16 protein-coding genes are annotated in these 24,543 nt (G+C 61.2%); 7 read left to right on the plus strand and 9 right to left on the minus strand.

What is annotated here, in order from left to right; translation table 11 throughout:
* Positions 1 to 7: 7 nt before the first annotated feature.
* Positions 8 to 631: a glutathione S-transferase family protein gene (locus KHQ26_RS06785; protein ID WP_004173953.1), complete on the minus strand. Its 624-nt coding sequence runs from the start codon at positions 629 to 631 to the stop codon at positions 8 to 10.
* A gap of 126 nt (positions 632 to 757) precedes the next feature.
* On the opposite strand from KHQ26_RS06785, the gene KHQ26_RS06790 reads away from it, so the two are divergent.
* From KHQ26_RS06790 to KHQ26_RS06800, 3 genes are all read left to right on the plus strand, one after another.
* Positions 758 to 1,906, plus strand: coding sequence for an iron-containing alcohol dehydrogenase (locus KHQ26_RS06790; RefSeq protein ID WP_020804114.1), 1,149 nt, complete (start codon positions 758 to 760; stop codon positions 1,904 to 1,906).
* Positions 1,907 to 2,145: 239 nt separating this feature from the next.
* On the plus strand, positions 2,146 to 3,798 hold the full coding sequence (locus tag KHQ26_RS06795; RefSeq protein WP_004173951.1) for an alpha,alpha-trehalase: 1,653 nt from the start codon (positions 2,146 to 2,148) through the stop codon (positions 3,796 to 3,798).
* Between the two features lie 66 nt (positions 3,799 to 3,864).
* The gene (locus KHQ26_RS06800; RefSeq protein ID WP_002921333.1) at positions 3,865 to 4,398 is read left to right on the plus strand and encodes a GNAT family N-acetyltransferase; all 534 of its coding nucleotides are present in this window, start codon (positions 3,865 to 3,867) and stop codon (positions 4,396 to 4,398) included.
* Between the two features lie 34 nt (positions 4,399 to 4,432).
* Here KHQ26_RS06800 and KHQ26_RS06805 read toward each other — a convergent pair whose 3' ends face one another.
* The gene (locus KHQ26_RS06805; RefSeq protein WP_002921336.1) at positions 4,433 to 5,191 is read right to left on the minus strand and encodes an SDR family NAD(P)-dependent oxidoreductase; all 759 of its coding nucleotides are present in this window, start codon (positions 5,189 to 5,191) and stop codon (positions 4,433 to 4,435) included.
* 119 nt (positions 5,192 to 5,310) lie between these two features.
* Here KHQ26_RS06805 and KHQ26_RS06810 point away from each other — a divergent pair, with 119 nt between their 5' ends.
* The 3 genes from KHQ26_RS06810 (at position 5,311) to KHQ26_RS06820 (ending at position 8,942) form a co-directional block, all read left to right on the plus strand.
* Positions 5,311 to 6,210, plus strand: coding sequence for a LysR family transcriptional regulator (locus tag KHQ26_RS06810; protein WP_004145179.1), 900 nt, complete (start codon positions 5,311 to 5,313; stop codon positions 6,208 to 6,210).
* A 106-nt stretch (positions 6,211 to 6,316) separates the two neighbouring features.
* Positions 6,317 to 7,348 (plus strand): inner membrane protein YhjD, encoded by a 1,032-nt coding sequence (yhjD, locus tag KHQ26_RS06815; RefSeq protein ID WP_004173950.1) that lies wholly within the window; start codon positions 6,317 to 6,319, stop codon positions 7,346 to 7,348.
* A 271-nt stretch (positions 7,349 to 7,619) separates the two neighbouring features.
* Complete coding sequence (locus KHQ26_RS06820; protein WP_004150118.1) at positions 7,620 to 8,942, plus strand: MFS transporter; 1,323 nt, start codon at positions 7,620 to 7,622, stop codon at positions 8,940 to 8,942.
* A gap of 37 nt (positions 8,943 to 8,979) precedes the next feature.
* On the opposite strand, the gene KHQ26_RS06825 is transcribed toward KHQ26_RS06820, so the two are convergent.
* The gene (locus KHQ26_RS06825; protein ID WP_004173949.1) at positions 8,980 to 11,031 is read right to left on the minus strand and encodes an AsmA family protein; all 2,052 of its coding nucleotides are present in this window, start codon (positions 11,029 to 11,031) and stop codon (positions 8,980 to 8,982) included.
* Between the two features lie 194 nt (positions 11,032 to 11,225).
* On the opposite strand from KHQ26_RS06825, the gene KHQ26_RS06830 reads away from it, so the two are divergent.
* Positions 11,226 to 12,155: a sugar kinase gene (locus KHQ26_RS06830; protein ID WP_002921434.1), complete on the plus strand. Its 930-nt coding sequence runs from the start codon at positions 11,226 to 11,228 to the stop codon at positions 12,153 to 12,155.
* Positions 12,156 to 12,209: 54 nt separating this feature from the next.
* On the opposite strand, the gene KHQ26_RS06835 is transcribed toward KHQ26_RS06830, so the two are convergent.
* From KHQ26_RS06835 to bcsB, 6 genes are all read right to left on the minus strand, one after another.
* On the minus strand, positions 12,210 to 13,712 hold the full coding sequence (locus KHQ26_RS06835) for a M16 family metallopeptidase (protein WP_002921436.1): 1,503 nt from the start codon (positions 13,710 to 13,712) through the stop codon (positions 12,210 to 12,212).
* Positions 13,713 to 13,931: 219 nt separating this feature from the next.
* Positions 13,932 to 15,218 (minus strand): dicarboxylate/amino acid:cation symporter, encoded by a 1,287-nt coding sequence (locus KHQ26_RS06840; protein ID WP_002921438.1) that lies wholly within the window; start codon positions 15,216 to 15,218, stop codon positions 13,932 to 13,934.
* A gap of 156 nt (positions 15,219 to 15,374) precedes the next feature.
* The gene (gene hmsP, locus KHQ26_RS06845) at positions 15,375 to 17,381 is read right to left on the minus strand and encodes a biofilm formation regulator HmsP (RefSeq protein WP_004173948.1); all 2,007 of its coding nucleotides are present in this window, start codon (positions 17,379 to 17,381) and stop codon (positions 15,375 to 15,377) included.
* Positions 17,382 to 17,623: 242 nt separating this feature from the next.
* Entirely contained in the window at positions 17,624 to 21,103 is a 3,480-nt protein-coding gene (gene bcsC / locus KHQ26_RS06850) for a cellulose synthase complex outer membrane protein BcsC (protein WP_004173947.1), read from the minus strand.
* On the minus strand, positions 21,085 to 22,194 hold the full coding sequence (gene bcsZ / locus KHQ26_RS06855; RefSeq protein WP_004173946.1) for a cellulose synthase complex periplasmic endoglucanase BcsZ: 1,110 nt from the start codon (positions 22,192 to 22,194) through the stop codon (positions 21,085 to 21,087). The genes bcsC and bcsZ overlap by 19 nt, the downstream gene beginning before the upstream one ends.
* 3 nt (positions 22,195 to 22,197) lie before the next feature.
* Complete coding sequence (bcsB, locus tag KHQ26_RS06860) at positions 22,198 to 24,543, minus strand: cellulose biosynthesis cyclic di-GMP-binding regulatory protein BcsB (protein WP_009484214.1); 2,346 nt, start codon at positions 24,541 to 24,543, stop codon at positions 22,198 to 22,200.

Consider the following 24,543-nt stretch of genomic DNA (forward strand, 5'->3'; position numbering starts at 1 on the left):
TTTATGCTCAGGCCACGCCGTTATTGCCATGGCGCATAAACGCCGGGCGCTGATTGAGCGCCATATACCAGCGCTCCACGGCTGGCATCTCCGGATGGGCGAAAGGGGTCATTTTCCAGCGATGCACCGACAGCCCCAGCACGATATCGGCCAGGGTGAAGCGCTCGCCGGCTACCCACGCCCCGGTACGCTGCAGCTGCGCTTCAACAATGCGCACGCAGTGGGTCCAGGCGGCAATACTCTCTTTAATCGCCACCGGATCCTGAAAGCGCGGATCTTTACGCACCAGCCCCATAAAAGCATGGCGCCAGGCAGTGTTAAACTCGGTCGCCTGCCAGTCCATCCAGTGCTCCACCTCGGCGGCGGGCTGCGGTTCGGCGGGCAGCAGATCCCAGCGCTCCGCTTTGCGCGCCAGATAGCGGCAGATACTGTTCGACTCCCAGAGCACGAAGTCATCGTCCAGTAACACCGGCACCAGGCTGTTAGGATTCAGACGCTGAAACTCAGGCGTATCCAGGGGCTTAAATCCGCTGCCGTAATCTTCCTGCTGGTACGCCAGCCCGGCTTCCTCGCAGGTCCACAACACTTTCCGTACATTGATTGAAGAGCGTTTACCCAGAATTGTTAGCATCGTCAGCGATTCCTCAGCCATAAAAGACAGTTCATTCACTCTACTCTATTGCCAGCCAGCAACAAGGCAGAGCGCTGGATAATGTGTATAGTTGATTCCAGCCTGTTTGCCGAAAAGGAACCCGACATGTTGACCCCTTTTACCGTTTTGATGCCTGCAAATATTCGTTTTGGCCGTGGTCAGGCCGAGAGCGCCGCCCCCTGGCTGGCGCAACAGGGCGGCCCAATTCTGCTGGTGCATGGCGCCAGCCCGCAGCGGGCGGCGTTTCTCCGCCAGCAGCTGGAGGCGCTGCAGCTTGCGGTCACGACGCTGGCGATAAGTCGCGAACCCTGGCTTAGCGATATCGAGCAGGGCGTCCAGCTGGCGCGCGAGAAAGGGATCAGAGCGGTGGTCAGCCTCGGCGGCGGCGCGGTGATTGACGCCGGTAAGGCGATTGCGGCGCTGGTCCCCGCCGCCGGCCCGGTGATCGACTATCTGGAGGTGGTGGGAACGGGCCGTCAGCTGGAAGCCAGTCCCCTGCCGTTCGTGGCGATCCCCACCACCGCTGGCACGGGCGCGGAGGTCACCAAAAATGCGGTGATCAACGTTCCGGAACAGCAGCGGAAAGTGAGCCTGCGCGACGACCGAATGCTGCCTGACCTGGCGATTGTCGACCCGGCGCTAACCGACAACGCGCCGCGGAACATCACCCTGAGCTCCGGCCTCGACGCCATGACCCAGGTGATCGAGCCCTGGCTCTGCAGCCGGGCCACTCCCTTCACCGATGCTCTCTGCCAGCAGGCGATCCCGCGGGGAATTCGCGCGCTAAAAATCCTGATGGAACAAGAGTGTCCGGCCAGCCGCGACGAGATGGCCTGGGTCAGCCTGTGCGGCGGACTGGCGCTGGCGAACGCCGGGCTGGGGGTGATCCACGGCCTCGCCGGCCCGCTGGGCGGCCTGAGCCGCGCCTCGCACGGCGCCCTATGCGGCAGTTTGTTGCCGTTTGGCCTGGCGCTCAATGAGTCGCAGATCAACGACCCTGGCCTGCGCCAGCGCGTTAACGATGTCCGCCGCTGGCTGGCCGACGGGCTGGACGTCCCTGTGGATCAGGTCTGGGACAGTCTGCGGGAATGGAGCCATCGCGCTGGCCTTGGCACCCTGCGCGACCTCGGCGTAGCGCGCGATGCGCTGGAACCGGCGGCGCTGGCCGCCAGCACCTCCTCATCGATGAAGGCCAACCCGGTCAGCCTGAGCGGCGAACAGCTGCTGGAGATGCTGGAGGCGGCGTGGGAGTGAGCGCCCCGGGATAAAATTTTGTTGCATAATGAATGCTCCGAATTTCATCTGCGCCAGGATCTACAATTTTTAATTACTTATCAACAGCATACTTTGAAATGGCAGCTTTTCTTCTCGGCGGAAAAGCGTGATCTCACGCACAGTTTGCTTCACACTCACCGAAGCGACTGTCTACGCTTAATAGACAAGGCCGGGTATGCCCGGCCCCGAACTCACGCTATCCGGAGGTCCGTATCGCTATGTTCAGCCAGAAATTACGCCACGTTGAAGACGACGAGTTAAGGATCGACAGCGATCCCTGCTACGAAGCCGATCCGTACGAATTAAAGCTGGATGAGATGATAGACGCTGAACCGGAGCCTGAGGTGATCGAGGGGCTTCCGGCGTCCGATGCCCTCACCCCGGCGGATCGCTATCTTGAGCTGTTTACCAACGTGCAGAAATCACGCATTTTCGCGGACAGCAAAACCTTCCCCGACTGCGCGCCGAAACACGATCCGCTGGACATCCTGCGGAACTACCGCAAGGTCAAACGCCAGCCCGACTTCGATCTGCGGCAGTTCGTTGAGGACAACTTCTGGCTGCCGGAGAGCCAGAGCGACATCTATATCTCCGACCCCAGCCTGACCCTGAAAGAACACATCGACAAGCTGTGGCCGGTGCTGACCCGCGAGCCTCAGGATCATATCCCGTGGTCATCGCTACTGGCGCTGCCGCAGGCCTACATCGTGCCCGGCGGTCGCTTTAGCGAAACCTATTACTGGGACTCTTATTTCACCATGCTGGGGCTGGCGGAGAGCGGCCGGGAAGATTTGCTGAAATGCATGGCCGATAACTTTGCCTGGCTGATTGAAACCTACGGCCACATTCCGAACGGCAACCGCACCTACTACCTCAGCCGCTCGCAGCCGCCGGTGTTCGCCCTGATGGTCGAACTCTTTGAAGAGGATGGCGTGCGCGGCGCGAAGCGCTATCTGGACCATCTGAAGATGGAGCACGCCTTCTGGATGGACGGCGCCGAGTCGTTGATCCCGCACCAGGCGTATCGCCACGTGGTGCGTATGCCGGATGGCTCCCTGCTCAATCGCTACTGGGACGACCGTGACACGCCGCGGGATGAGTCGTGGCGCGAAGACGTGGAGACCGCCCGACACTCCGGGCGGCCCGCCAATGAAGTATACCGCGACCTGCGGGCGGGCGCCGCGTCCGGCTGGGACTACTCCAGCCGCTGGCTGCGGGATATCACGCGGCTGGCCAGCATCCGCACGACGCAGTTTATCCCCATCGACCTGAACGCCTTCCTGTTCAAGCTGGAGACGACCATTGCCAACCTCTCCGGCCTGAAGGGCGATCGCGAGACGGAGACGGCCTTCCGCCAGAAGGCCCAGGATCGGCGGGCGGCGGTCAACCGCTATCTGTGGGATGATGAGAACGGCTGTTTCCGCGATTATGACTGGCGCCGTGAACAGCTGGCGCTGTTTTCCGCAGCCAGTATCGTCACCCTTTACGTCGGCCTGGCGACCCACGAACAGGCAGAACGCCTTGCCGATGCGGTGCGGGCCCGCCTGCTCACCCCCGGGGGGATCATGGCCACTGAATACGAAAGCGGTGAGCAGTGGGATAAACCCAACGGCTGGGCGCCGCTGCAGTGGATGGCGATCCAGGGATTTAAACGTTACGGCCAGGATCCGCTGGGAGATGAGATTGCCTGGAGCTGGCTGCAGACGGTCAACCACTTTTACAAGCAGCATCACAAGCTGATTGAAAAATACCATATTGCCACCGGCGTCCCCCATGAGGGCGGCGGCGGGGAGTATCCCCTGCAGGATGGCTTTGGCTGGACCAACGGCGTGGTGCGCCGACTGATTGGCCTGTACGGTGAGCCAACCTAGTCGGGCTGTTCCCGGCGGCTTTCTCCTGCTATGTTCAGAGGATTCGCCCTGCCCGGAACGACGCTTATGCCTGAACTTCTGACGCCGCGCCTGCGCTGCTCACCGCTGCAGCTGGACGACTGGTCGTTTTTTCTTTCCCTGCAGCAGGATCCGCAGGTCATGCTCTACGTCGCCGATCCCCGACCGCAGGCGGCCATCCGCGAGGCGTTCGATTCGCGGCTGCCGCCGTGGACGCCCGGGGATGAACACTGGCTGTGCCTGGTGGTGCGCGACAGGCTGACCCATACCCCGCTCGGCCTGACCGGCTACCAGCATCATCAGCGCGACATTGCCGAGGTTGGCTTTCTCTTCGCCCCGGCGGCGCAGGGTCGGGGCTACGGCTACGAATCGCTGCGCGCGCTGTGCGACTACGCCTTTACCACCGGCGGCGTGCGCCGCCTGACCGCCAGCGTCACCGCCGGCAACGAGGCGTCTAAGCAGTTACTGCTCAAAGCCGGCTTCCGGCTGGAGGGGGAGCTGCGGGAAAACTACTGGCTCAACGGACGCTGGCACAACGACTGGCTGTTCGGTCGGCTGCGTGGGGAGGGCGATGCGCCGTAGCGCACCGCCGGTCACAGGCTGGGGGCAGTCAGGATCAGAGGAACATCCCGCCCGAGACTTCCACACGCTGCGCGTTCATCCACGCCAGCTCATCGCTGAGCAGGGCGGCGATGGCGTCGCCGATATCATCCGGCAGCCCAACGCGCCCCAGCGCAGTCTGGGCGGCGATATGCCGATTCACCTCGGCGTTATCGCGCACCTCCCCTCCGCCAAAGTCGGTCTCAATGGCACCCGGCGCGATGATGTTCACCGATATCCCCCGTCCGCCCAGCTCTTTCGCCTGATAGCGGGTCAGAACCTCCATCGCCCCCTTCATCGCGGCGTAGGCCGCATAGCCCGGCAGGGCAAAGCGCGCCAGGCCGCTGGAGACATTGAGGATACGCCCCCCATCCTGCAGGAGAGGCAGCAGACGCTGGGTCAGGAAAAACGGCCCTTTGAACTGGATATTCATCAGCTCGTCAAACTGCGCTTCGCTGGTCTCGGCGAAGGGCGCGTTGAGTCCGATCCCGGCATTGTTCAGTAAATAATCAAAGGTTGTGCGTCCCCACTTCTGCGCCAGCACCTGCGCCACCTCGCTGGCGAATGCGTCAAATGTTGTGGAATCGCCGACGTTCAGCGCTAATGCTGCCGCTTTGACCCCTTTTTGCTCTATTTCCGCCACCACGTCGAGGGCCGCCTGGCGGTTGCTGTGATAGGTCAAAAGAATATCGGTTCCCTTTGCCGCCAGCTTCAACGCGGCGTTTTTACCCAGACCGCGGCTGCCGCCGGTCACTAAAGCGATACGTTGTGTCATCAGAAGACCCCTTTCAGGTTGCGTTGTGATTGTGTTGTAGCTTATTAACTGCTCATGCAACAATAAATACGCTATATTGCGTTTTACTGTTTCAGTAACAACAACAATAGGCGATCGGTATGGATAAAATTCATGCAATGCAGTTATTCATTCGCGTAGCGGATCTGGAGAGCTTCTCCCGCGCCGCCGAGACCCTGGCGCTACCTAAGGGTAGCGTCTCGCGACAGATTCAGGCCCTGGAAAGCCATCTTGGCGTGCGGCTCCTGCACCGCACCACCCGCCGGGTCCAGCTCACCCAGGATGGGATGGTCTACTACGAGCGGGCGAAAGATCTGCTGAGCAACCTCGACGAACTGGACGGCATGTTCCAGCACGATCCGGCGAGCATCAGCGGCCGGCTGCGGGTGGATATGCCGGTCGGTTTTGCTAAAAAAATGGTGATCCCGCATCTGCCGACTTTTTTACAGCAGTATCCGGGCATCGAACTGGAGCTGAGCAGCAGCGATCGGCTGGTGGACGTGATCCGCGAGGGGTTTGACTGCGTGGTGCGCGTCGGCGCGCTCAAAGACTCAGGGCTGATTGCCCGCCCGCTGGGCAAGCTGACGCAAATTAACTGCGCCAGCCCGGACTATCTGGCGCGTTTTGGCTATCCGCAATCCCTGGAGGATCTGGCGGATCATGCCCTGATCCACTACGCCAGCACCCTCGGGGTCCGTCCCCCCGGCTTTGAGGTAATGATCGACGGCGCGGTGCGCTGGGTAAAAACCGGCGGCATATTGACGGTCAACAGTACGGAAACCTATCAGGCAGCCTGTATCGCCGGGCTGGGGATTATTCAGGTGCCACGCACCGGCGTGCGCGAGGCGTTACGCGCCGGCGACCTGATTGAGATCCTGCCCCAGTACCGCGCCGAGCCGCTACCGGTCTCGCTGATCTATCCGCACCGGCGCAATCTCTCCCGCCGGGTAAATCTGTTTATGGAGTGGCTGGGCGGACTGATGAAAGCGTATGTCGATTGAGCGGCGCGGCTGGAAAACGGGCGGTGGAGAGAGGCATTCCTGCAGGATACGGCATTTAAGGTATACTTTTTGCTGAATCTCGCTGTAAAAAAGGAAGAAATTACGTATGACGCCGGAAAACGACGATCGACGCCCGCCACAGGAACCGGATACGCAGCCGGAGAAAAGCAAAAGCACGCTCGAGGCCCTTAATGACACCGCCGTCGGGCAAAAAGCCAGCCAGGCGCTGAAGACCGTCACCGGAACGGCGGCCAAAGTGCAGCGCAACCCGGTGATCGCCCATCTGTTGCGCGCCGCAGAGCGCTTCAATGACCGGCTCGGCAATCAGTTTGGGGCGGCTATCACCTATTTCTCGTTCCTGTCGATGATCCCGATCCTGATGGTCTCCTTTGCCGCCGCCGGCTTCGTGCTGGCCTGGCACCCAACCCTGCTGCAGGACATTTTCGACAAAATTCTGCAAAACGTCAGCGACCCAACGCTGGCGGCAACGTTGAAAAACACCATCAACACCGCGGTGCAACAGCGCACCGCCGTCGGTCTGGTCGGCCTGCTGGTCGCCCTCTATTCCGGTATTAACTGGATGGGCAACCTGCGCGAAGCGATCCGCGCTCAATCGCGCGACGTCTGGGAGCGCCGGCCGCAGGACGAGGAGAAAATCTGGGTAAAGTACTTCCGCGATCTTATCTCGCTGATCGGTCTGCTGGTGGCGCTGATTATTACGCTGTCCATCACCTCCGTCGCCGGCTCCGCCCAGCAGATGATTATCTCCGCGCTGTATCTCGACAACATTGAATGGCTGAAACCCGCCTGGCGGCTAATCGGCCTCGCCATCTCGATTTTTGCCAACTATCTGCTCTTTTTCTGGATTTTCTGGCGCCTGCCGCGCCATCGTCCGCGGCGCAAGGCCCTGTTTCGCGGCACGTTTATCGCGGCGATTGGCTTTGAAATCATAAAAATCGTCATGACCTGGACGCTGCCGGCGCTGGTGAAATCCCCCTCCGGGGCGGCGTTCGGATCGGTGCTGGGGCTGATGGCCTTTTTCTATTTCTTCGCCCGCCTGACGCTATTCTGCGCCGCGTGGATCGCCACCGCGGAGTATAAAGACGACCGGCGGATGCCGGGCAAAACCCACCGCTGAGGTATTGCGAGGATGAATAAAAGAGGCAAAATTCATCCTCGCGCTTGATTTCAGCAGATAAATCCAGCATGTAACTTTTATTTAACTCAAAACTGGTTTTATTCTCTATCTTTTTAATTGTGTGAAGCATTTCATAGAACTATTTTTACTGGTGTAAAAATTATCCGCTTTTTGCCTCTTTTTTGCCCATTTCCCGCGTTTGTTACAGATTGAAATGTCCCTGTGGCTGTGGCTATATGGCTTTTCGTTCGCGCAAAAATAAGAAAGATCTATGCAAGCCACAGCCACCACTCTCGAAAACACGCAGGAAACCGCCCCGGTCAACTCACGCAACAAGGTTGTTGTCGCCTCGCTCATTGGCACCGCCATTGAGTTTTTCGACTTCTACATCTATGCCACCGCCGCGGTCATCGTCTTCCCGCATATCTTTTTCCCGCAGGGCGATGCCGCTGCGGCCACCCTGCAGTCGCTGGCCACCTTCGCCATCGCCTTCGTCGCCCGGCCGATCGGCTCCGCGCTGTTTGGCCACTTCGGCGATCGCGTCGGCCGGAAGGTCACCCTCGTGGCCTCGCTGTTAACCATGGGGATCTCCACCGTGGTGATCGGCCTGCTGCCCGGCTATGAAAGCATTGGCATTGTCGCGCCGATGCTGCTGGCGCTGGCGCGTTTCGGTCAGGGCCTTGGCCTCGGCGGGGAATGGGGCGGCGCAGCGCTGCTGGCTACGGAAAACGCCCCGGCGCGCAAGCGCGCCCTGTACGGCTCCTTCCCACAGCTGGGCGCGCCGATCGGCTTCTTCTTCGCCAACGGCACCTTCCTGCTGCTCTCCTGGCTGCTGACCGACCAGCAGTTTATGGAGTGGGGCTGGCGCGTGCCGTTTATCTTCTCCGCGGTGCTGGTGATCATCGGTCTGTATGTTCGCGTCTCGCTGCATGAGACCCCGGTCTTCGCCAAAGTAGCGGCGGCGAAAAAACAGGTCAAAATCCCGCTGGGTACCCTGTTGACCAAACACGTCCGGGTGACGGTGCTGGGCACCTTCATCATGCTGGCCACCTATACCCTGTTCTACATCATGACCGTCTACTCGATGACCTTCAGCACCGGCGCGGCGCCGAATGGCCTGGGTCTGCCGCGTAACGAAGTGCTGTGGATGCTGATGATGGCGGTGATTGGCTTTGGCGTAATGGTGCCTGTCGCCGGCCTGCTGGCGGACGCTTTTGGTCGTCGCAAGAGCATGATTATCATCACCACGATGATTATTTTGTTCGCCCTGTTCGCCTTTAAACCGCTGCTGGGCTCCGGCAATCCGCTGCTGGTCTTCGCCTTCCTGCTGCTGGGCTTAAGCCTGATGGGATTGACCTTTGGCCCGATGGGCGCGCTGCTCCCGGAGCTGTTCCCGACGGAAGTGCGCTACACCGGCGCGTCGTTCTCCTATAACGTGTCGTCGATCCTCGGCGCTTCGGTCGCGCCGTACATTGCCGCCTGGCTGCAGGGTAACTACGGTCTCGCGGCGGTCGGCACCTATCTGGCGGCGATGGCGGCGCTGACGCTGATCGCCCTGCTGCTGACCCACGAGACCCGCCACCAGTCGTTGTGATCCTTCGCCCTGACGCCCCCGGCGTCAGGGCTCTCCTCTACTTTTTCATCTGCGACAAAATGGTCCGACACTGGTTGCTATCGCCCTCCGCCGGGGAGATCAGCGCCAGCAGCGCGGCGGCCGGCGTCACCAGGGTTGCCAGCGCCGCCGCTACCGCGCCGCGGACAATCAGCGGCCCGGCCTTCACCCCCGCCTGCGGCGATTTAAAGGTGCCCCGGACATACAGCGGGGAACGCAGGGTGATTACCCGAAAGCCTTTGCTTTCCGGATCGATGGTCAGGTCCAGCTGCTCGGAGGCGAAGCTGGCGGTCCCGGTCACATTGATCAGCGCGTTTTCTGTATCGAAGGCAAAAATCTGCGGCCGGGCGACGCCATTGGTTACGTCGATATTGGCCGCGGCGCAGTTTACCCGAACCTCCTCATCGCCAAAAATCTGGCCGATCAGGTAGTTACCGACGTTAAGACCGAGGATTTCCATCAGGTTGCGACTGATCAGTCCGTCGTTCATCAGCAGCTTCAGGTTACCGTTGCTGTTGCCGAGCAGGGCCGCCACCGAGTTGCCGCTGCCGCGCAGCTGGACGTCGCCATTCATCTCGCCGAGGGTTTTCTGCATCATCTCGACGTTTGGCATCAGCGCCTTCAGCTTCAGGCGTCGCGCCTGCAGATTGGCCTCACCCTGCAGCGGCTTTTTATCGCCCTGCAGGTGTACGCTGCCGGCAATCGACCCGTTGGCCAGGCCAAAGCGCACCGGCTGCAGGCGCAGGTCACCATCCTCCAGAATCACATGGGTCGACAGATCGCTGATCGGCAGGGTGCCGCCGTGCTCAATTCTCCGGCCCTTAAAGCGCACATCGGCATCCATCACCTGCCACTTGTCGGTTTCAAAGCGGTCCGCCGGCAGCACTTTACCCGCCGGCTGCGGCCGGTCCCCCGCCTGGCGCGAAGCGCTTTTCTTCGTCCCTTTGCCGGAATCGACGCCGATTAATGGCCCGAGGTCCGCCAGACGCAGCTGCTTCGACTCCATATCGCCGCTGAGTTTCGGCCGCGGCTTGCCGGTGGTGTAGGTCAGGGAGCCATGAATGTCGCTATCGCCGATTCGGCCGTTAAAATTCTGATAGTTAAAGCGCATGCGGTTTTTTTGCGTAAAGTCGGCGCGCAGGCGGCCGTCGGTGGAGAATGACGGCGTCTCCGGCAGCAGCACGCCGGTCAGGTCATAGAGATCGCGCAGCGAGTCGCCGGCGAATTTTAGCCGCAGGTCAATGCCGCCGACGTTGAGCGGGTCGCTGACCGTGCCGCTGAACGCTACCCGGGTGTTACCGGAGTGGAAGTCGCCCTGCAATGGGAAGGGGGCGCTTGCGCTGCGCAGGGCCAGCATGCCGCCGATTTTCCCGTTGCCGGTGACCGGCTGGCCCTTGTAGCGGCCCTTCAGCGACAGACCAAAGACATAGTCGCCTGGTTTCGCCGCGCTATGGCTATCTTTTGTGCCGGTCACTTCGCTGAACGGCAGCGGTTTGCCTAGGGGATCGACGAGGATGGTGATATCGCTGCGGGTGATCTTGTCGTCAATGGCGATAGTCCCGCGATCAAAGAGAATATTATCGAGGCGAAAGGACCAGCTGGAGGGCGCGCTGTCGCCCGAAGTACGCTTATCGCCCGCCAGCTGAAAGGTCCAGTTATTGTTGTCTTCCGCAAGGCGGATCAACCGTACGTCGGGCTGCTCCAGCTTGATCCACGGCAGGTACACCGTTTTGCTCAGCAGCGCCAGCGGGGCAAGGGTCGCCTCCACCCGCGGCAGATGGATCATGGTCACCTGGGGAATGGCCGGCGGGTTGCCCAGCACGATATCCTCCGCGTGTACGTGGGGCCACGGGATCCAGCTGCGCCAGCCGCGCTCGTCCGGCTGCCGTTCCCAGACCACGCCGAGATCGCCGCGGATGGCGAACGGGCGGTTAAGTTCGGCGGACACTTTCTGATTGATCGTCGGCTTCAGCCGGTTCCAGTCAAAGGTGGCCAGCACGATAAAGAAAAGAACGATCAGCAATAGTATCGTTCCTGTGATGATAACCAACGTTTTACGGGTTCTGCTCATCCCTACTCCGCTCCTTTTGCATCACGTCAGTCCTGAATATAGTCAAAAAGCGGCGTTTATCCTGGAAATGCGCTTTTCGTCACATTACGCGCGTCAGGTCAAAAAAATAATGGAACGATGTTTTAATATGATTGACCAGCAAAACAGCGCAGCGCACACTAGCGCTTATATCGATTCCATTGCAGGTTCTGGCTATGTCTAAAAAAATTGCCGTTATTGGCGAATGCATGATTGAGCTGTCAGAGAAAAACGGGGCCGTTAACCGCGGCTTTGGCGGCGATACCTTAAACACCTCGGTCTATATCGCGCGGCAGACGGATGCCAGCGCATTGAGCGTCCACTACGTCACCGCCCTGGGAACCGATGCGTTCAGCCAGCAGATGCTCGACAGCTGGCAACAGGAAAACGTCAACACCGATCTTATCCAGCGGATGGCCGACCGCCTGCCGGGGCTGTATTACATTGAAACCGATGACACCGGCGAGCGCACCTTCTACTACTGGCGCAACGAGGCGGCGGCAAAGTTCTGGCTGGAGAGCGATCGCGCGGCGGCGATTTGCGAAGAGCTGGCCACTTTCGACTATCTCTATCTGAGCGGCATCAGTCTCGCCATTCTCAGCCCGGCCAGCCGCGACAAGCTGTTCACGCTGCTGCGTGAGTGCCGCGCCAACGGCGGCAAGGTGATCTTCGACAACAACTATCGTCCGCGCCTGTGGGCCAGCCAGGCGGAAACGCAGCAGGTCTATCAGGAGATGCTCGCCTGCACCGATATCGCGTTTCTGACCCTCGATGATGAAGACGCGCTGTGGGGAGAAAAACCGGTTGCTGAGGTGATCGCCCGCACCCACGCCGCCGGCGTGGAAGAGGTGGTGGTGAAGCGCGGCGCGGATGCCTGCCTGGTCTCGGTTAGCGGGCAACCGCTGCGGGAAGTGCCGGCCGTCAGGCTGGCCAAAGAGAAGGTGGTGGATACCACCGCCGCCGGAGACTCTTTCAGCGCCGGCTACCTGGCCGTTCGCCTGACCGGCGGCGATGCCGAATCCGCCGCCAGACGCGGACACCTGACCGCCAGCACGGTGATCCAGTATCGCGGGGCGATCATCCCGCGGGAAGCGATGCCGCAGTAATTCTCCGCACAAAGCGCTCTCCGGCCGCCGCTGGCGCGCCGGAGAGGCGTTAGGTTACTGCCCCGGCGGGATGTCGCTGGCCTCGCTGTGGGCGTCAACCGTATCGGCGCTGCCGCTAGCCGCCGTGGCCGCCGGATTCGGCGCCATCAGTTTTTCCCAGGTGGCCTGCAGCTCCTTCATATTGTATTCCGGTTCGCCCTTCGGCTGTTGCAGCACCAGCGCCATGTCCTGCGAGAGCTGCTGGCGCAGATACTGGTTCAGCATGTCCACCGTCAGGGAGTTGAGGAACTCCTGACGCAGCTTCTGGTACTGCTCCGGCGCGATGTCCACCACCTGATTCTGCAGGGAGCGCATGCGCTGGCTCATCAGTATGTCGGTGTCAGTGCGCGCATAGGTGGCAAACAGCTTCTGCAGCTCGAGGCTTTTCTGGGCGATAAGCGCGTCAAACTCCTCCTGAGGCAGCCCGTTGTCCCGCACTTTCGCCAGCTCGCGCGAAACCACGCTCAGGTTGTTGTTCAGGCGCTCGCCCGGGGAATCGATGTTGATGGCGCACTGCGCGCGCTGATATAGCACCCGGCAGTCAAAGCCAAGGCCAATATCCTTCACGTTATTTTTGCTCAGGCTCTGCTGCACGTGCCAGAACAGCGCTTCACGGGCGAGATCGTCACGCCAGTAGCGCTGCAGCGCCGCGGAGTCGCGGATCGGCTGCCATGGCGCATCCCACATGATGGACAGTTTGTCCTGACGCACCGCGTTGGTCATGATGCTGACCGGCACGGTAGGCAGCGGCGATAAGGTCGGCACCGCTGCGGGGGTTTCCCGCTTGCCCTTCAGATCGCCAAAGGTCTTATTGATTTGCTCGGCAACGCTGCGGCTGTCGACATTCCCCACCACGATCAGCGTCATGGCGTCGGGGGTGTACCATTTTTGATAAAAGTCTTTCAGCTGCGCCACATCGATCGGCTGCTTCAGCGGCGCGGCGGGGTCATGGCCCAGCATGGTGGACCCTTTCAGGCGATAGCGCCACCAACCCTCTTTGGTATCCAGTGGCCAGGTCGCCACCATGTCGCTGCCCTGCAGCGCATGATTGATCGATTCAGGCGTAATGGCCAGTTTACCGCTGGCGTCCGCCAGCCAGCTCAGCGCCTCTTTCAACAGATCGTTGCGGTTATTGGGCAGGCTGAGATTAAACATCGTGTAATCGTAGGAGACGATGGCCGGCGGCAGAGGACGCTTCGGGTCAATACTCTGCTGCCATAAAGAGCGCGCCTGCATCGTCGGCAGGCTGCCGCTTTGCGTCAACGCCAGGCGGGGAATAAAGCGGCTGAAACCGCTCTGCTGAGTGCTTTCGCTCAGCGAGCCAATATTGACGGACAAACGGACTTCGATACGGTCGCTGGGACGTTGCGGCGTGGCCAATACCTGCCACGACAAACCATTCGCTAAGGTCCCTTGTTGCCAGGCCGGATCAGGCTGGAGCGCTTCTGCCTGCACATAACCGGCCGCCGCTACCATCAGCAAACCGCCCGTTAAGAGTTTAATTGTTGTGCCCTGCATGTGAACCCCTGATGAACATTCCTGGTTACAACAGCACCCCACTGACGGGCTGCCGAAAAAAGTGAGAGTGAAATACGTCGGTTAGACCACACGGAGACGAAAATGTCGCATGACAACGTAAAATAATCATTTCGTGTCATTCCCGCCGGGCGGGAATGACCTCTAATTATGCGCAGGAGGCCGTACTCCAGCAAGGGAGTACGGGCCTAAGAGGAGGATTTAAGAGGATAATTCGTGCGTTTTGTTCGCCGGAACACGGTTATTCAGAACGTCATCCATCTGTTTGGCATCCAGTTCTTTCACCCATTTCGCCACCACCACCGTGGCAACGCCGTTACCCACCAGGTTAGTCAGCGCGCGGGCTTCGGACATAAAGCGGTCGATACCGAGGATCAGCGCCAGACCAGCCACCGGTAAATGACCGACGGCCGAGATAGTCGCCGCCAGCACGATGAAGCCGCTGCCGGTCACCCCTGCCGCCCCTTTCGAGGAGAGCAACAGCACCACCAGCAGGGTGATCTGATGGAAAATATCCATATGGCTGTTGGTCGCCTGGGCGATAAAGACTGCGGCCATCGTCAGATAGATAGAGGTGCCATCGAGGTTGAACGAATAGCCGGTCGGGATCACCAGGCCTACCACCGATTTACGGCAGCCCAGCTTCTCCATCTTGTCGAGCATTCTCGGCAGCGCCGATTCTGATGAGGAGGTCCCCAGCACAATCAGCAGCTCTTCCCGGATATAGCGGATAAATTTGAAGATGCTGAAGCCGGTGGCCCGGGCGATGCTCCCCAGCACCACCACCACGAACAGGATACAAGTGATATAGAAGCAAATAATCAGCTGACCCAGCTGCACCAGGGTGCCGACGCCATATTTACCGATGGTAAAGGCCATGGCTCCGAAGGCGCCGATCGGCGCCAGGCGCATGATCATATTGATAATGCCGAAGATAACCTGGGAGAAGCTTTCAATGACGTTGAAAATCAGCTGGCCCTTGCTGCCCAGACGGTGCAGGGCAAAACCAAACAGGACGGCGAACAGCAGAACCTGCAGAATGTTGCCGCTGGCGAAGGCGCCAATGACGCTGCCCGGGATCACATCCAGTAAAAAGGCCACTACCCCTTGATCTTTAGCCTGCTCAGCGTACACCGCCACCGCTTTCGCATCGAGCGTCGACGGGTCGACGTTCATCCCGGCGCCCGGCTGCACCACGTTGACGATAATCAGACCGATAATCAGCGCGATGGTGCTGACCACTTCGAAATAGAGCAACGCCACCGCCCCGGTACGGCCAACGGCTTTCATGCTTTCCATCCCGGCGATCCCCGTCACGACGGTACAGAAGATCACCGGAGCAATCACCATTTTAATCAGCTTAACGAAGGCGTCGCCGAAGGGTTTCATTTGCGCGCCCAGTTCCGGGTAAAAATGGCCCAGCAGAATACCGATCGCTATGGCCGTCAGAACCTGGACATAGAGGCTTTTAAAGATAGAGGTTTTCATAGGGTGTCCTTTGGGAATAACCATAGAGCAAGAAGGGATATTTGACGTCTGTGGCTTAAAAATAACACCCTGGAAACATTTCAGAAATAACTAACGCCGAAAGTGCAACGCAATTGTTAAAATCTTTGAGCTGACTCGCACAAGTCAACAAAACATTTACAAATTTGCACCCTCCCGAACCGGGGAGAGATAGCGCGCGCTGAATGCCTCCTGCGGCAAAGCGCAACCGAACAGATGGCCCTGGAGCACCTCGACGCCCGCGGCTTGCAACCAGCGGTACTGGGCGTCGTTCTCCACCCCTTCCGCCACGATACGCAGCGACAGGCCGCGCGCGAGCTGGATCATCGCCGGCACCATGCTGACATCCTCCGGCAGCATATCGATGAATACCTTATCAATTTTCAGAATATCCACCGGCAGGGCCTTCATCTGCTGCAGCTGGTGCAACCCGGCATAACCCATGCCAAAATCATCCAGCGCAATCTGCACCCCGGCCTCGCGCAGCGGGCGCAACCGGGCCATCACATCCTGCGGATCGTCCATCCGGCAGCTCTCCGTCACCTCGAGGATGAGGGTGCCCGGGGCGATGCGGTAGCGGGCGATCAGCTTCAGCATCTCCTCGCCGCGGTCATGCTCCAGCAGCTGGAGCAGCGAAACATTGACCGACAGCGGCAGCATAATCCCCTGGCTTTGCCAGGCCGCAAGCTGGCGGCAGGCCTCTTCCATTACCCAGTAGCCGACCGGGATAATCAGCCCGCAGGACTCAATGCGCTCAATCAGCGACGGCGGTAGCGACCAGCTGCCATCCGCCTGCCGCTGGCGCAGCAGTACCTCGGCGCCGCAGATCTCGCCGCTGGCGCAGGCCACCTGCGGCTGCAGCCAGATCGCGAACTGCTGGTTATCGAGCGCGGTCATAATATCGTGCTCTTCCATCAGGCGGCGCTGAGCCTTTTCCATCTGCTCGGGATCGAAGAACTCGATCTGGTTTTTGCCTTTACGTCGTGCGGTGACAGCGGCCGACACCGCGCGCCGGTAAAACTGCTCGGCGTTGAGCCCGGCGTGGAACATGGCGATCCCGACGCTGGCGTAGGGCCGCAGCTGCAGCCCATGCAGCGGTAAACGCTCATTAATAATAGTGAGCACTTGCTTACTTAACGTTACCGCCTGCCACGGTTCGGCGAGGCCATCGGCGAGAATCGCGAAGTCATACCCGCTCACCTGAGCCAGCACCATCTGCGGCGGGATCGCGGCCCGCAGCTTCTCCACCAGCGTCAGGAGCAGCATTTCGCGCTGACTCTCCTTGAGGACCCCGGCGGCGTCCTGCAGGGTTTCACAGGCGACGACGATCAGCGCGGCGCTCTGCGGGCGGGCCACCGTCTGCTCCAGCATCGCCAGCAAAAAGGCTTTATTCGGCAGCTCGGAGACCGGGAAGCGGGTCGACTGGATGGACATCTCATCATGCTGGCGGACCAGGCTCTGCTGGTTGCGGTTATAGCTGCGCACCAGCATACCGATCTCGTCGTCATGGTGCAGGCGCGGGAGGGTCAGCTGATGGCCAAGACGCTCCTGCTGGGAGAGATCGTTCAGCTCGCGGGCGATACGCCGCAGAGGGCGAACCATCAGCCGGTTGATGCACCAGGTGAGCGCCACCGTCAGCATCAACACCAGAAGTAAGTAAGCAGTCACTAACGTAGCAAGGGCGCTCATGACGAATTTATACATGCGATAGGAGTCGGCCTGCAGCACCAGATAGGCCAGCGGCTGCGGGTTGGCCGGTCGCTCCAGCGAATAAATGGGCAGCGAAATCTGCACCGGCAGCTCAAACAGCCGGGTGACGGTTACCGGCACCGGCCGCTCGGGGATAAATCGCATCCGCAGCGCCTGGAACTGGTTCGGCAATACCACATCCGCCCGGCTGACGATGCCAGCAGGCTGGATACGGCTTAAAATGGCTTCCGCTTCCGGAATATCGGCTTTCAGAATAGCCGCAGACAGCGGTTCGCGAACGGATCGCGCGATACTTTCTAACTGCGTGGCCGTGGTAAAGCGACTCTGTTGCACAAAGTGAAACAGCAAAATAGTGCAAAAAACCAATACAAAGGCCATGGACACGCTCGCGACCATCGCCATCTGTTTGATTGTAAGTGAACGGCTGACGCGCAACGGTGTTCTCCACTGATACTGAATACATACCCGGTATCAATCCTTCAATCCCGGTCGTTTCAGGCTGATTATATACTTAAATCCTTCGCCCACGCCCGCGAGGGATGAAGTGACGGGATATTTCCGCGCGGTGGCGCGGACGCCGGGATACATCCCCGACGGCCAACGGTGGGCAACGCCTCACGAGTATACGCGAAGCGCGTCGCGGAGTGGCGCTCTGTAACGTAATTCAGCCTATTCTGCTACCAGTCGGCGTAGGGCACCAGCGGCTGGGGCGGCATATCCAGATCCCCCTGCCAGCCGGCCGCCGAGTAGCGGACGTAAAGCAGCGCATGGCTCGGGGTGTAATCCTTCGCCTGCTGAATATCGACCGCGGCGCCGACGAACCAGTTGCTGGTCACCCGCCGCTCCACCAGCGCTCTGGCGGTGTAACCGAATCCATGGCTGCTGCTCCCCTCCTCCGTCAGCTCGCTGGTGCGCTGCCGGTAGTCGGACGGGATCAGGTTCAGCAGCGGATAGCGGGCTTGCGTCTGGGTGCGCGAATGGGACCATGACACCGACCCGCCGAGCTCCCAGGACCAGTTCTCGGTGCGCTGACGCCAGGTCACCGGCACGGCGAACGAGAGATACTCCTGTGGGCTGTAATAGCCGCCCTGGCCGAGGGTGTAGCCGCTGAGATCTTTGTCGTAGTGCCAGATCATATTGTTGAGGCCGACGGTGACGCGACGATTATTCTCGTTGATGACCTTGTAGTAGTACCCGGTCATCCAGCGCACGCGCCAGTTATCCGCCACGTTTTTACCGGTCAGCGAGTCGGCGCCCAGCGAGGACCAGATGCCGTGAGCCTCCCCGCGATCGTAGCTCAGGCTCAGGCCGCCGCCGTCGGCGCGGACGCCGCCCCAGGTGGCGCCGGTATGGCTGCTGCTGTCCTTCTGCCCGCCAAAGGAGAGCAGCGAGCTGGAGATAGGCCGCCGGTGGACGTTGACCGTGTACCCCACCGGCCCGACGTCGCTGCTGTAGCTCAGCCCCCCCACCACATCGACGACATTGAAGCCCATCGGCGTGGTGCCGATATCCCCGCTCCAGGTGTCATTCTTCCAGCCGACCGCCACGCTGGCCCCGCTGTCGGTCTGATTTTTACTGCCGCTGGTACAGGCGATCTCCCCGCAGGTGCCCCAGCTGGGCGAGTAGCTCCCGTCGCTGTGGGTGGAAAAGCTGCCGGCATCCATATTGACCAGGTCGGTGCGGAAGAACATCCGGCCATCCGCCAGCGGAGCATCCACCTGCAGCATGGTGGTATGCGCCTTCAGGTCGGAATAGCCGCCGGTGCCGCTGGAACCCCAGAAGTCATGTTCCAGGGTGACGTTCAGATCCTGCTGACGATAAAGGTCGGCGGCATCGCTGCGGATCCCGCGCTTCAGCCAGTCATCATGGCTGTCGTTGCGCGTCAGCCGCGTAAAAGTATCGTTATCCTGCGGCTGCGCGGGGGTAATGCCGGAGGCCACCATCGCTTCCCGGTAGTGCGTCAGCGCCTGCTGCGGCGCCCCGCTCTGGGTGGCAAAGCGCGCGGCATCGCGCAGCACCAGCGCGCTCTCCATCGAGGGCGGCTGCGCCTTCGCCTGCGGCACAATCTGATTAAAAATCCGTTGCGCGTCAGCGGTATCGCCAAGGCCAGCTCGCGCCAGCGCCACCCGCCGCTGCATGTTCATGGATTCGGTCTCTGCGCCTTTCAGCTGCATGACCTGCGCCCGGGCGGCCGGTTTATCGCCCTCGGCCAGGTAGACTTCCGCAAGGCCGAGGCGCGCATCGCCGTTGTCGGCCTCCTGACGCAGCACCCGCTGATAGTCGGCAATCGCCGTCTGGCTGTCGCCGCGCTGCTGCGCCCAGTCGGCCAGCGTCAGGTCATAGCGTACTGAAGACGGCTGCCGTTTGATGAGGGCGATCGCCTGCGCTTCGTCGCCGCTGTCGCGCAGCTGGTTGGCCTGGCGCAGCACCCGGTCGCTTTGCAGGCGCGCTTCGAGTTCACGAATGTTATCCGTCCACGCGCTGCGCGGCAGAGCGGCGATTTGCGCCAGAGCCAGATCGTCCTGGTCGTTCCCCGACAGGTAGAGTCCCGAGGCGTAGACCCGTTCGGCGTCCTGCGGCTGGCGGTTGACCATCGTCCGCATCAGCGCGTCGGCCTCCTGGCGTTCGCCAGCGCTGACCAGATCCCGCGCCAGACGGTAGGTTATCCAGACGCTGTCCGGATCCAGCGCCAGGCGCCGACGCTGAACTTCCGCCGCCTGCGCCCAGTTGCCCTGGCTCTCCAGAGCCTGCGCCTGTTTCTCCAGCCGGTCGTTAGTCAGGCTGCGCTCAATATCATCGATACTGCGCCGCTGAGCGGGAGGGAGGCCGGCGATCCAGGCGCTGGCTTTCTCCGGCGATTCGGCGCGATAGAGGTTGGCCAGGCCGCGCACCGCCAGGTTATTGCCGCGATCCAGGCGCAACGCCTGCTGGTAATAGCGCTCCGCCGCCGCCGCCTCTTTGCGCGCCGCCGCGACATCCCCCAGCCCCAGCACGGCATAGCTGTCGGTGCGATCGACCCGCTGCGCCTGGGCATAATAGTTCTGCGCCTGCGAAAGCTGGCCGGCTTTCAGGGCGTTATCCCCCTGCTTTATCAGCAGCCAGTAGCGGTTAGTTTGCAGCAGGCTGTCCCACTTGCCGCGGTTCGGGCTGTCAGGGTCCATGGCAATCGCTTTACTGAGCTGCGCCACTGCCCGCGCGCGGTCGCCGCGCTGGGAATAGGCCTGGCCGAGAGCGCCCACCGCGTCGCTGTCGCGGCTGTCGGCCTGAACGGCTTTCTGCAGATCCGCGACCGCCTGCGTGGTATTCCCGGACTTGACCGCCGCCAGCCCTTCCGAGCGGGCGCGGAAAGTCGGATCCTGCAGCTGCGCCTGCTGTTGGTCGAGCAGAACGCGGGCGTTCGCCGCCACCGAGCCGGTGGGAAACTGCAGAAGAAATTGCTGCAACGCCTGCACGCTGGCCTTACTCACCGGCATGCTTTTCACCTCACTGAACCACATATCGGCGGCGATACCGCGTCCCGAGGCCGATCGGGCCATCTCCGCCAGATAGGCGAACCCCTCCTGCGGTTTGTTATCGGCGAACATCTGCTTCGCCAGCGAAGTCAGCAGGCTGACGTTGCCCGGCGCGCTGGCGTTCAGTTTTTTCAACTGGCTGACGCCTTCGCTATGGCGGGCCGGCAGGCGCGCCACCAGCGTCCAGTATTCAATGGCGACGTCAACGTCATCCGGCACCCCGCCGTACAGTTTTTCATAGGCGGCGATGGCTTCATCGACCTTCCCGGCCACGCCCAGCAGTCGCGCCTGCTGCAGCGCCTGGCGGCCCTCGCCGGTGTTGCTTTTCATCTCATTGCGCGACGCCTTCAGCTCCGGGGAGTCCGGCGCCAGCTTCGTCAGTCGTTCCAGCTCTTTTTGCGCCCCGGCGGCATCCCCCTGACGCAGCAGATAGCGCATCCGCGCGGCAATCAGCTCCGGGTTGTTGGGATCAATCAGCTCCAGACGGTACAGCGACTGGCGCACCAGGTCTTCACGATTGCTGGCCTCGCCGAGGCGGACCTGCTCCAGCAGATGCTCCTGGGCAGGCGTCGTCGCCGCCTGCGCTAACGGCAGCAGCGCAACGCCGAGGGACAGCGTGAGTAAACTTAGTGAGAGCTTGCGCATTCCTGGTTCCAGTCAGGTTGTAATTCGCCACTCGCCGTGAAACGAAAACGGTGTTGATCCCAACCCTGGCCGAACAGCGTCAGAACTGCGCTGTAGTAGGCATCCGCGCCGGGATAGTTATCGGCGACGCGCTGGCGTTGCACCGACCGGGCCTCGTCGTCCTGTAAAAACGGCAGCATTGCCGCGGAGAAGCCCACTGGCCCCTGACCGCTGGTTTTGCCGGTGGCGATATTCACTTTCTCCGGGGGTGCCCCCTGCTCCGTGGTCTGCGCCGCCATCGGCGCGAAGCGTTGCAGCAGACGCGCTTTCTGCTTATCGCCATTATGGAGCATGCCCACCCACAGGTAGACGCGAATCGCGTCATAGCTGCCGATCGGCGGCTTTTCGGTTTTCAGCTGCCAGCCTTTCCCTTTCTCATAGCGTACCCAGTCCGGGGTAAAGCCTTTCGGCGCGGTCTCCAGCAGCAGGCGCAGGTTACTGTCGCGCAGAGCGGGCCACGGCGCGCCAAAACGCACAAAGTAGGTGGCCAGCTGCGGCGGAAGATAGCTGGGGTTAAACCGCCAGCCGCTGTCATCGGCAAAACCGACTTTTCCCGGCAGCAGCATCGTGCCGAGGCCCGGCACCGCCACCGTCTCTTCAGCGACAATCCGCGCCAGCAGGGCTTTTCCGGTCTCGGTGTACTGCGGCTGTTGCCACAGGCGCCCCGCCTCCAGCAGCGCCCAGGCTATCCACAGATCCGAGTCGGACGCCGAGTTGCTGTCCAGCAGGGTCCACTGCTCATCGTCCTTTTTGCCCCACAGCCAGCCCGGCAAATGTTGTTTCAGATCGCCTTCCGCCAGGTTGTTCTGCGTCCAGGTCAGCAGTTTGTCGAACCCTGCGCGATCGTTGGCCGCCAGGGCGAAAAACAGGCCATAGCTCTGCCCTTCGGAGGTGGAGATTTTGCGCGCATCGCTGGGGTCAATCACCCGTCCCTCGGGGCTGACGTACGCTTGTTTAAACTGCTCCCAGGCGGGCCACTGGCAGGCGGCGCCCACCTGGCCCGCCGCCAGCAGCAGCGCCGAGAGCACCGCGCCACAAAGTACTTTCATCATGGTTTACTCATCATCCAGGCTAAGACGGCGGCGGCTGATGATGCGCAGCATGCGCCACAGCACCCATGCCAGCAGCACAATGCTGATGGCGGCGAAGATCGCCAGCAGTATCGGGTGGTTAGAGAGCGCGAACCAGATGCGCTCGAACCAGGGCAGATGACCCACGTAGTAAATATCCCCCACCCGCAGACTGTTGACGCCGGATTCGCGGATCACCGCCACCGAGCCAAACATCGCTGCCCGCTTACCGCTGTCGTTGAGGGCGTTGGTCAGCAGTTCATTACCGCGCGGGCTGTCGGCCAGCAGGGCCACCACGCTGCGCTGATCGTTATACGGCGACTGGAAGCCAATCACCGCCGCCATCGGCCCGGAAGAGGTAATGTCGGTGCGGGTATTGGGCGTGCGGGCCTCATCGTCGGGATAAATGCTCGCCAGGTCATAGTGGCGCATCGGCATTTTCACCCAGCTTTTGGTCGCCTCGACCAGCAGGTTGATTTTGGTGTCGTCCTTGAGCGACGACGGGATCGCGCCGATCAGCAGCAGATCCGCGTCTTTATTCTTGATCTGGTTGCCATCGTCGGTCATTTGCAGATTAATCGCCGCCAGACCGGTCTGCGAACCGATGCCCCCCAGCGCCTGCAGCAGCGTCGCCACCTGGCCCTGGGTCGGCGCCTTCGGCACCACCACCAGCGTGTCGGAAAGGTCCGCCATACGGCTGTAAGGGAAGCCCGCATTGGCGAAGACGCGCAGGTCCGGCAAGGCGATAAAGTGATAATACTTCGAGAAGTCGATGGTCGAATCGTCGCCGATCACCACGTGGTTCTGCACCGGCTGGAAGGTAATACAGTTGTCGATGGAGCCGCCGGGCATCGGGTTCATATACTGGAAGTCAAAGCGCAGCTGGTTGACCGCCCCAAGACGCAGCGCGGGGATGGTGACCTCCGATTTGCCGTCCAGCAGCCCCTGCAGCACCGGCAGGCGCAGGATCAGTTTGTTCACGTCCTGGGAGCTGTTAAGGCTGAACGACTGCAGGAACTGGTCGTTGAGGCTGATATCCATCCGCGAGCTGTCCTTCACCGGCGGCATGGTGTAGCGGTATTTCAGATCCATATCGATGCCGTTGGCCCGCAGCAGATAGAGATCCGGCGGCAGGTTAAGCGCCACGGTGATGGCATCCGGCACCAGGCCGCTGGACTGCAGCTGTTGCTCATAGGTTTTCAGCTCAGCGAAGGTGACCGAGCGGTCGGTGCGCACCCAGTTCGGCGCGTCGTAAGGCTGACGCGGCTGCAGGGTTTTGATGCCGTCCACGGTGACGCTGCTGCCGCGGAACAGAATATTGCCCTGAGCAATCCCCTTCGCCGCCAGCAGCAGGTCGTTATCATCGCGGCCGAAAATCACCAGCAGCTTGACGTAGGGATCGTTCGGGTTGTCGATCATTTCGATGGTCGGCGCCTTGACCGGCGGATGATCGCGCAGGAAGTCCGGACGCTTGTCGTTGGTGGCGAAGACAATGGCGTTACGATCCGGCAGTTCATTGAAATAGACCGGGAACTGCTGGCCGCGCCAGCCGGCCTTGCTGCCGAACCAGGAGGCGACTATCGCCGCCGCCTGCTGCTGGGTGACCGCTGGCGAGCCCGGGAAAATCATCGGCAGCTTCAGCGGGCGGTTATCGCGCGGATCGTAGAACGGCACCGGGAAGTGTGACAGATCGTTATTTACCTTCAGCGACTGGTAGGTGAGATCCAGATAGCTTTCGCGTCCGACGTCCAGCCACAGCGTACTGCTGGCCGGGTTTTCGCAGACGTCGCGGTAGTGGCCGACAAACTCCAGCCGTACGCGGTTGAAGTCGGTGATGTACAGCGGGTCAATCGGCAGCTGCGCGCGGATCTTTTTCCCCAGCTGCTCTTTAGTGACGGGCAGGACGCCCATCAGCTCATCGTTAAGATAGACCTTCAACTGCGACTGCACGGGCAGCAGCGAGGGCGATGGGGTGTATTCCAGATTGAGCAGCGCGTTGGCGACCAGCTCATCGCTGCGCATGCCGAATTCGACCGACGCGTCAGGCCGTGAGCCGCGCAGCACGATGCTGCCGGGCGGCGGCGCGATGGTGGCAAAGCTCAGCTTCACCTCCCGCTGCGGCACGTTCTCGGCCACCGCCGCCGGAGCGGTCGGTTCGGCGAGGGTCGCCGTCGGCTCGCCCACCACGATCGGCGCAGCCGGGGTCGCGGCCTGCGGCTGAACGCCAGGGGCAGCGTTCGCCACCGCGGCCGGCGCCGCGTAAGAGGCCAGTGGATACCAGCTGCACATGCCCACCGCTACTGCACACATCCAGGAAAGTTTTCTTTTCAT

This window comes from Klebsiella sp. 10, assembly GCF_018223925.1.
Lineage (GTDB): Bacteria > Pseudomonadota > Gammaproteobacteria > Enterobacterales > Enterobacteriaceae > Klebsiella > Klebsiella pneumoniae.

Excerpts from the sequence above, each read along its gene's own strand:
- KHQ26_RS06785 (WP_004173953.1), bottom strand. The coding sequence starts at position 631 with ATGCTAACAATTCTGGGTAAACGCTCTTCAATCAATGTACGGAAAGTG.
- KHQ26_RS06790 (WP_020804114.1), top strand. The coding sequence starts at position 758 with ATGTTGACCCCTTTTACCGTTTTGATGCCTGCAAATATTCGTTTTGGC.
- KHQ26_RS06795 (WP_004173951.1), top strand. The coding sequence starts at position 2,146 with ATGTTCAGCCAGAAATTACGCCACGTTGAAGACGACGAGTTAAGGATC.
- KHQ26_RS06800 (WP_002921333.1), top strand. The coding sequence starts at position 3,865 with ATGCCTGAACTTCTGACGCCGCGCCTGCGCTGCTCACCGCTGCAGCTG.
- KHQ26_RS06805 (WP_002921336.1), bottom strand. The coding sequence starts at position 5,191 with ATGACACAACGTATCGCTTTAGTGACCGGCGGCAGCCGCGGTCTGGGT.
- KHQ26_RS06810 (WP_004145179.1), top strand. The coding sequence starts at position 5,311 with ATGGATAAAATTCATGCAATGCAGTTATTCATTCGCGTAGCGGATCTG.
- yhjD (WP_004173950.1), top strand. The coding sequence starts at position 6,317 with ATGACGCCGGAAAACGACGATCGACGCCCGCCACAGGAACCGGATACG.
- KHQ26_RS06820 (WP_004150118.1), top strand. The coding sequence starts at position 7,620 with ATGCAAGCCACAGCCACCACTCTCGAAAACACGCAGGAAACCGCCCCG.
- KHQ26_RS06825 (WP_004173949.1), bottom strand. The coding sequence starts at position 11,031 with ATGAGCAGAACCCGTAAAACGTTGGTTATCATCACAGGAACGATACTA.
- KHQ26_RS06830 (WP_002921434.1), top strand. The coding sequence starts at position 11,226 with ATGTCTAAAAAAATTGCCGTTATTGGCGAATGCATGATTGAGCTGTCA.
- KHQ26_RS06835 (WP_002921436.1), bottom strand. The coding sequence starts at position 13,712 with ATGCAGGGCACAACAATTAAACTCTTAACGGGCGGTTTGCTGATGGTA.
- KHQ26_RS06840 (WP_002921438.1), bottom strand. The coding sequence starts at position 15,218 with ATGAAAACCTCTATCTTTAAAAGCCTCTATGTCCAGGTTCTGACGGCC.
- bcsC (WP_004173947.1), bottom strand. The coding sequence starts at position 21,103 with ATGCGCAAGCTCTCACTAAGTTTACTCACGCTGTCCCTCGGCGTTGCG.
- bcsZ (WP_004173946.1), bottom strand. The coding sequence starts at position 22,194 with ATGATGAAAGTACTTTGTGGCGCGGTGCTCTCGGCGCTGCTGCTGGCG.
- bcsB (WP_009484214.1), bottom strand. The coding sequence starts at position 24,543 with ATGAAAAGAAAACTTTCCTGGATGTGTGCAGTAGCGGTGGGCATGTGC.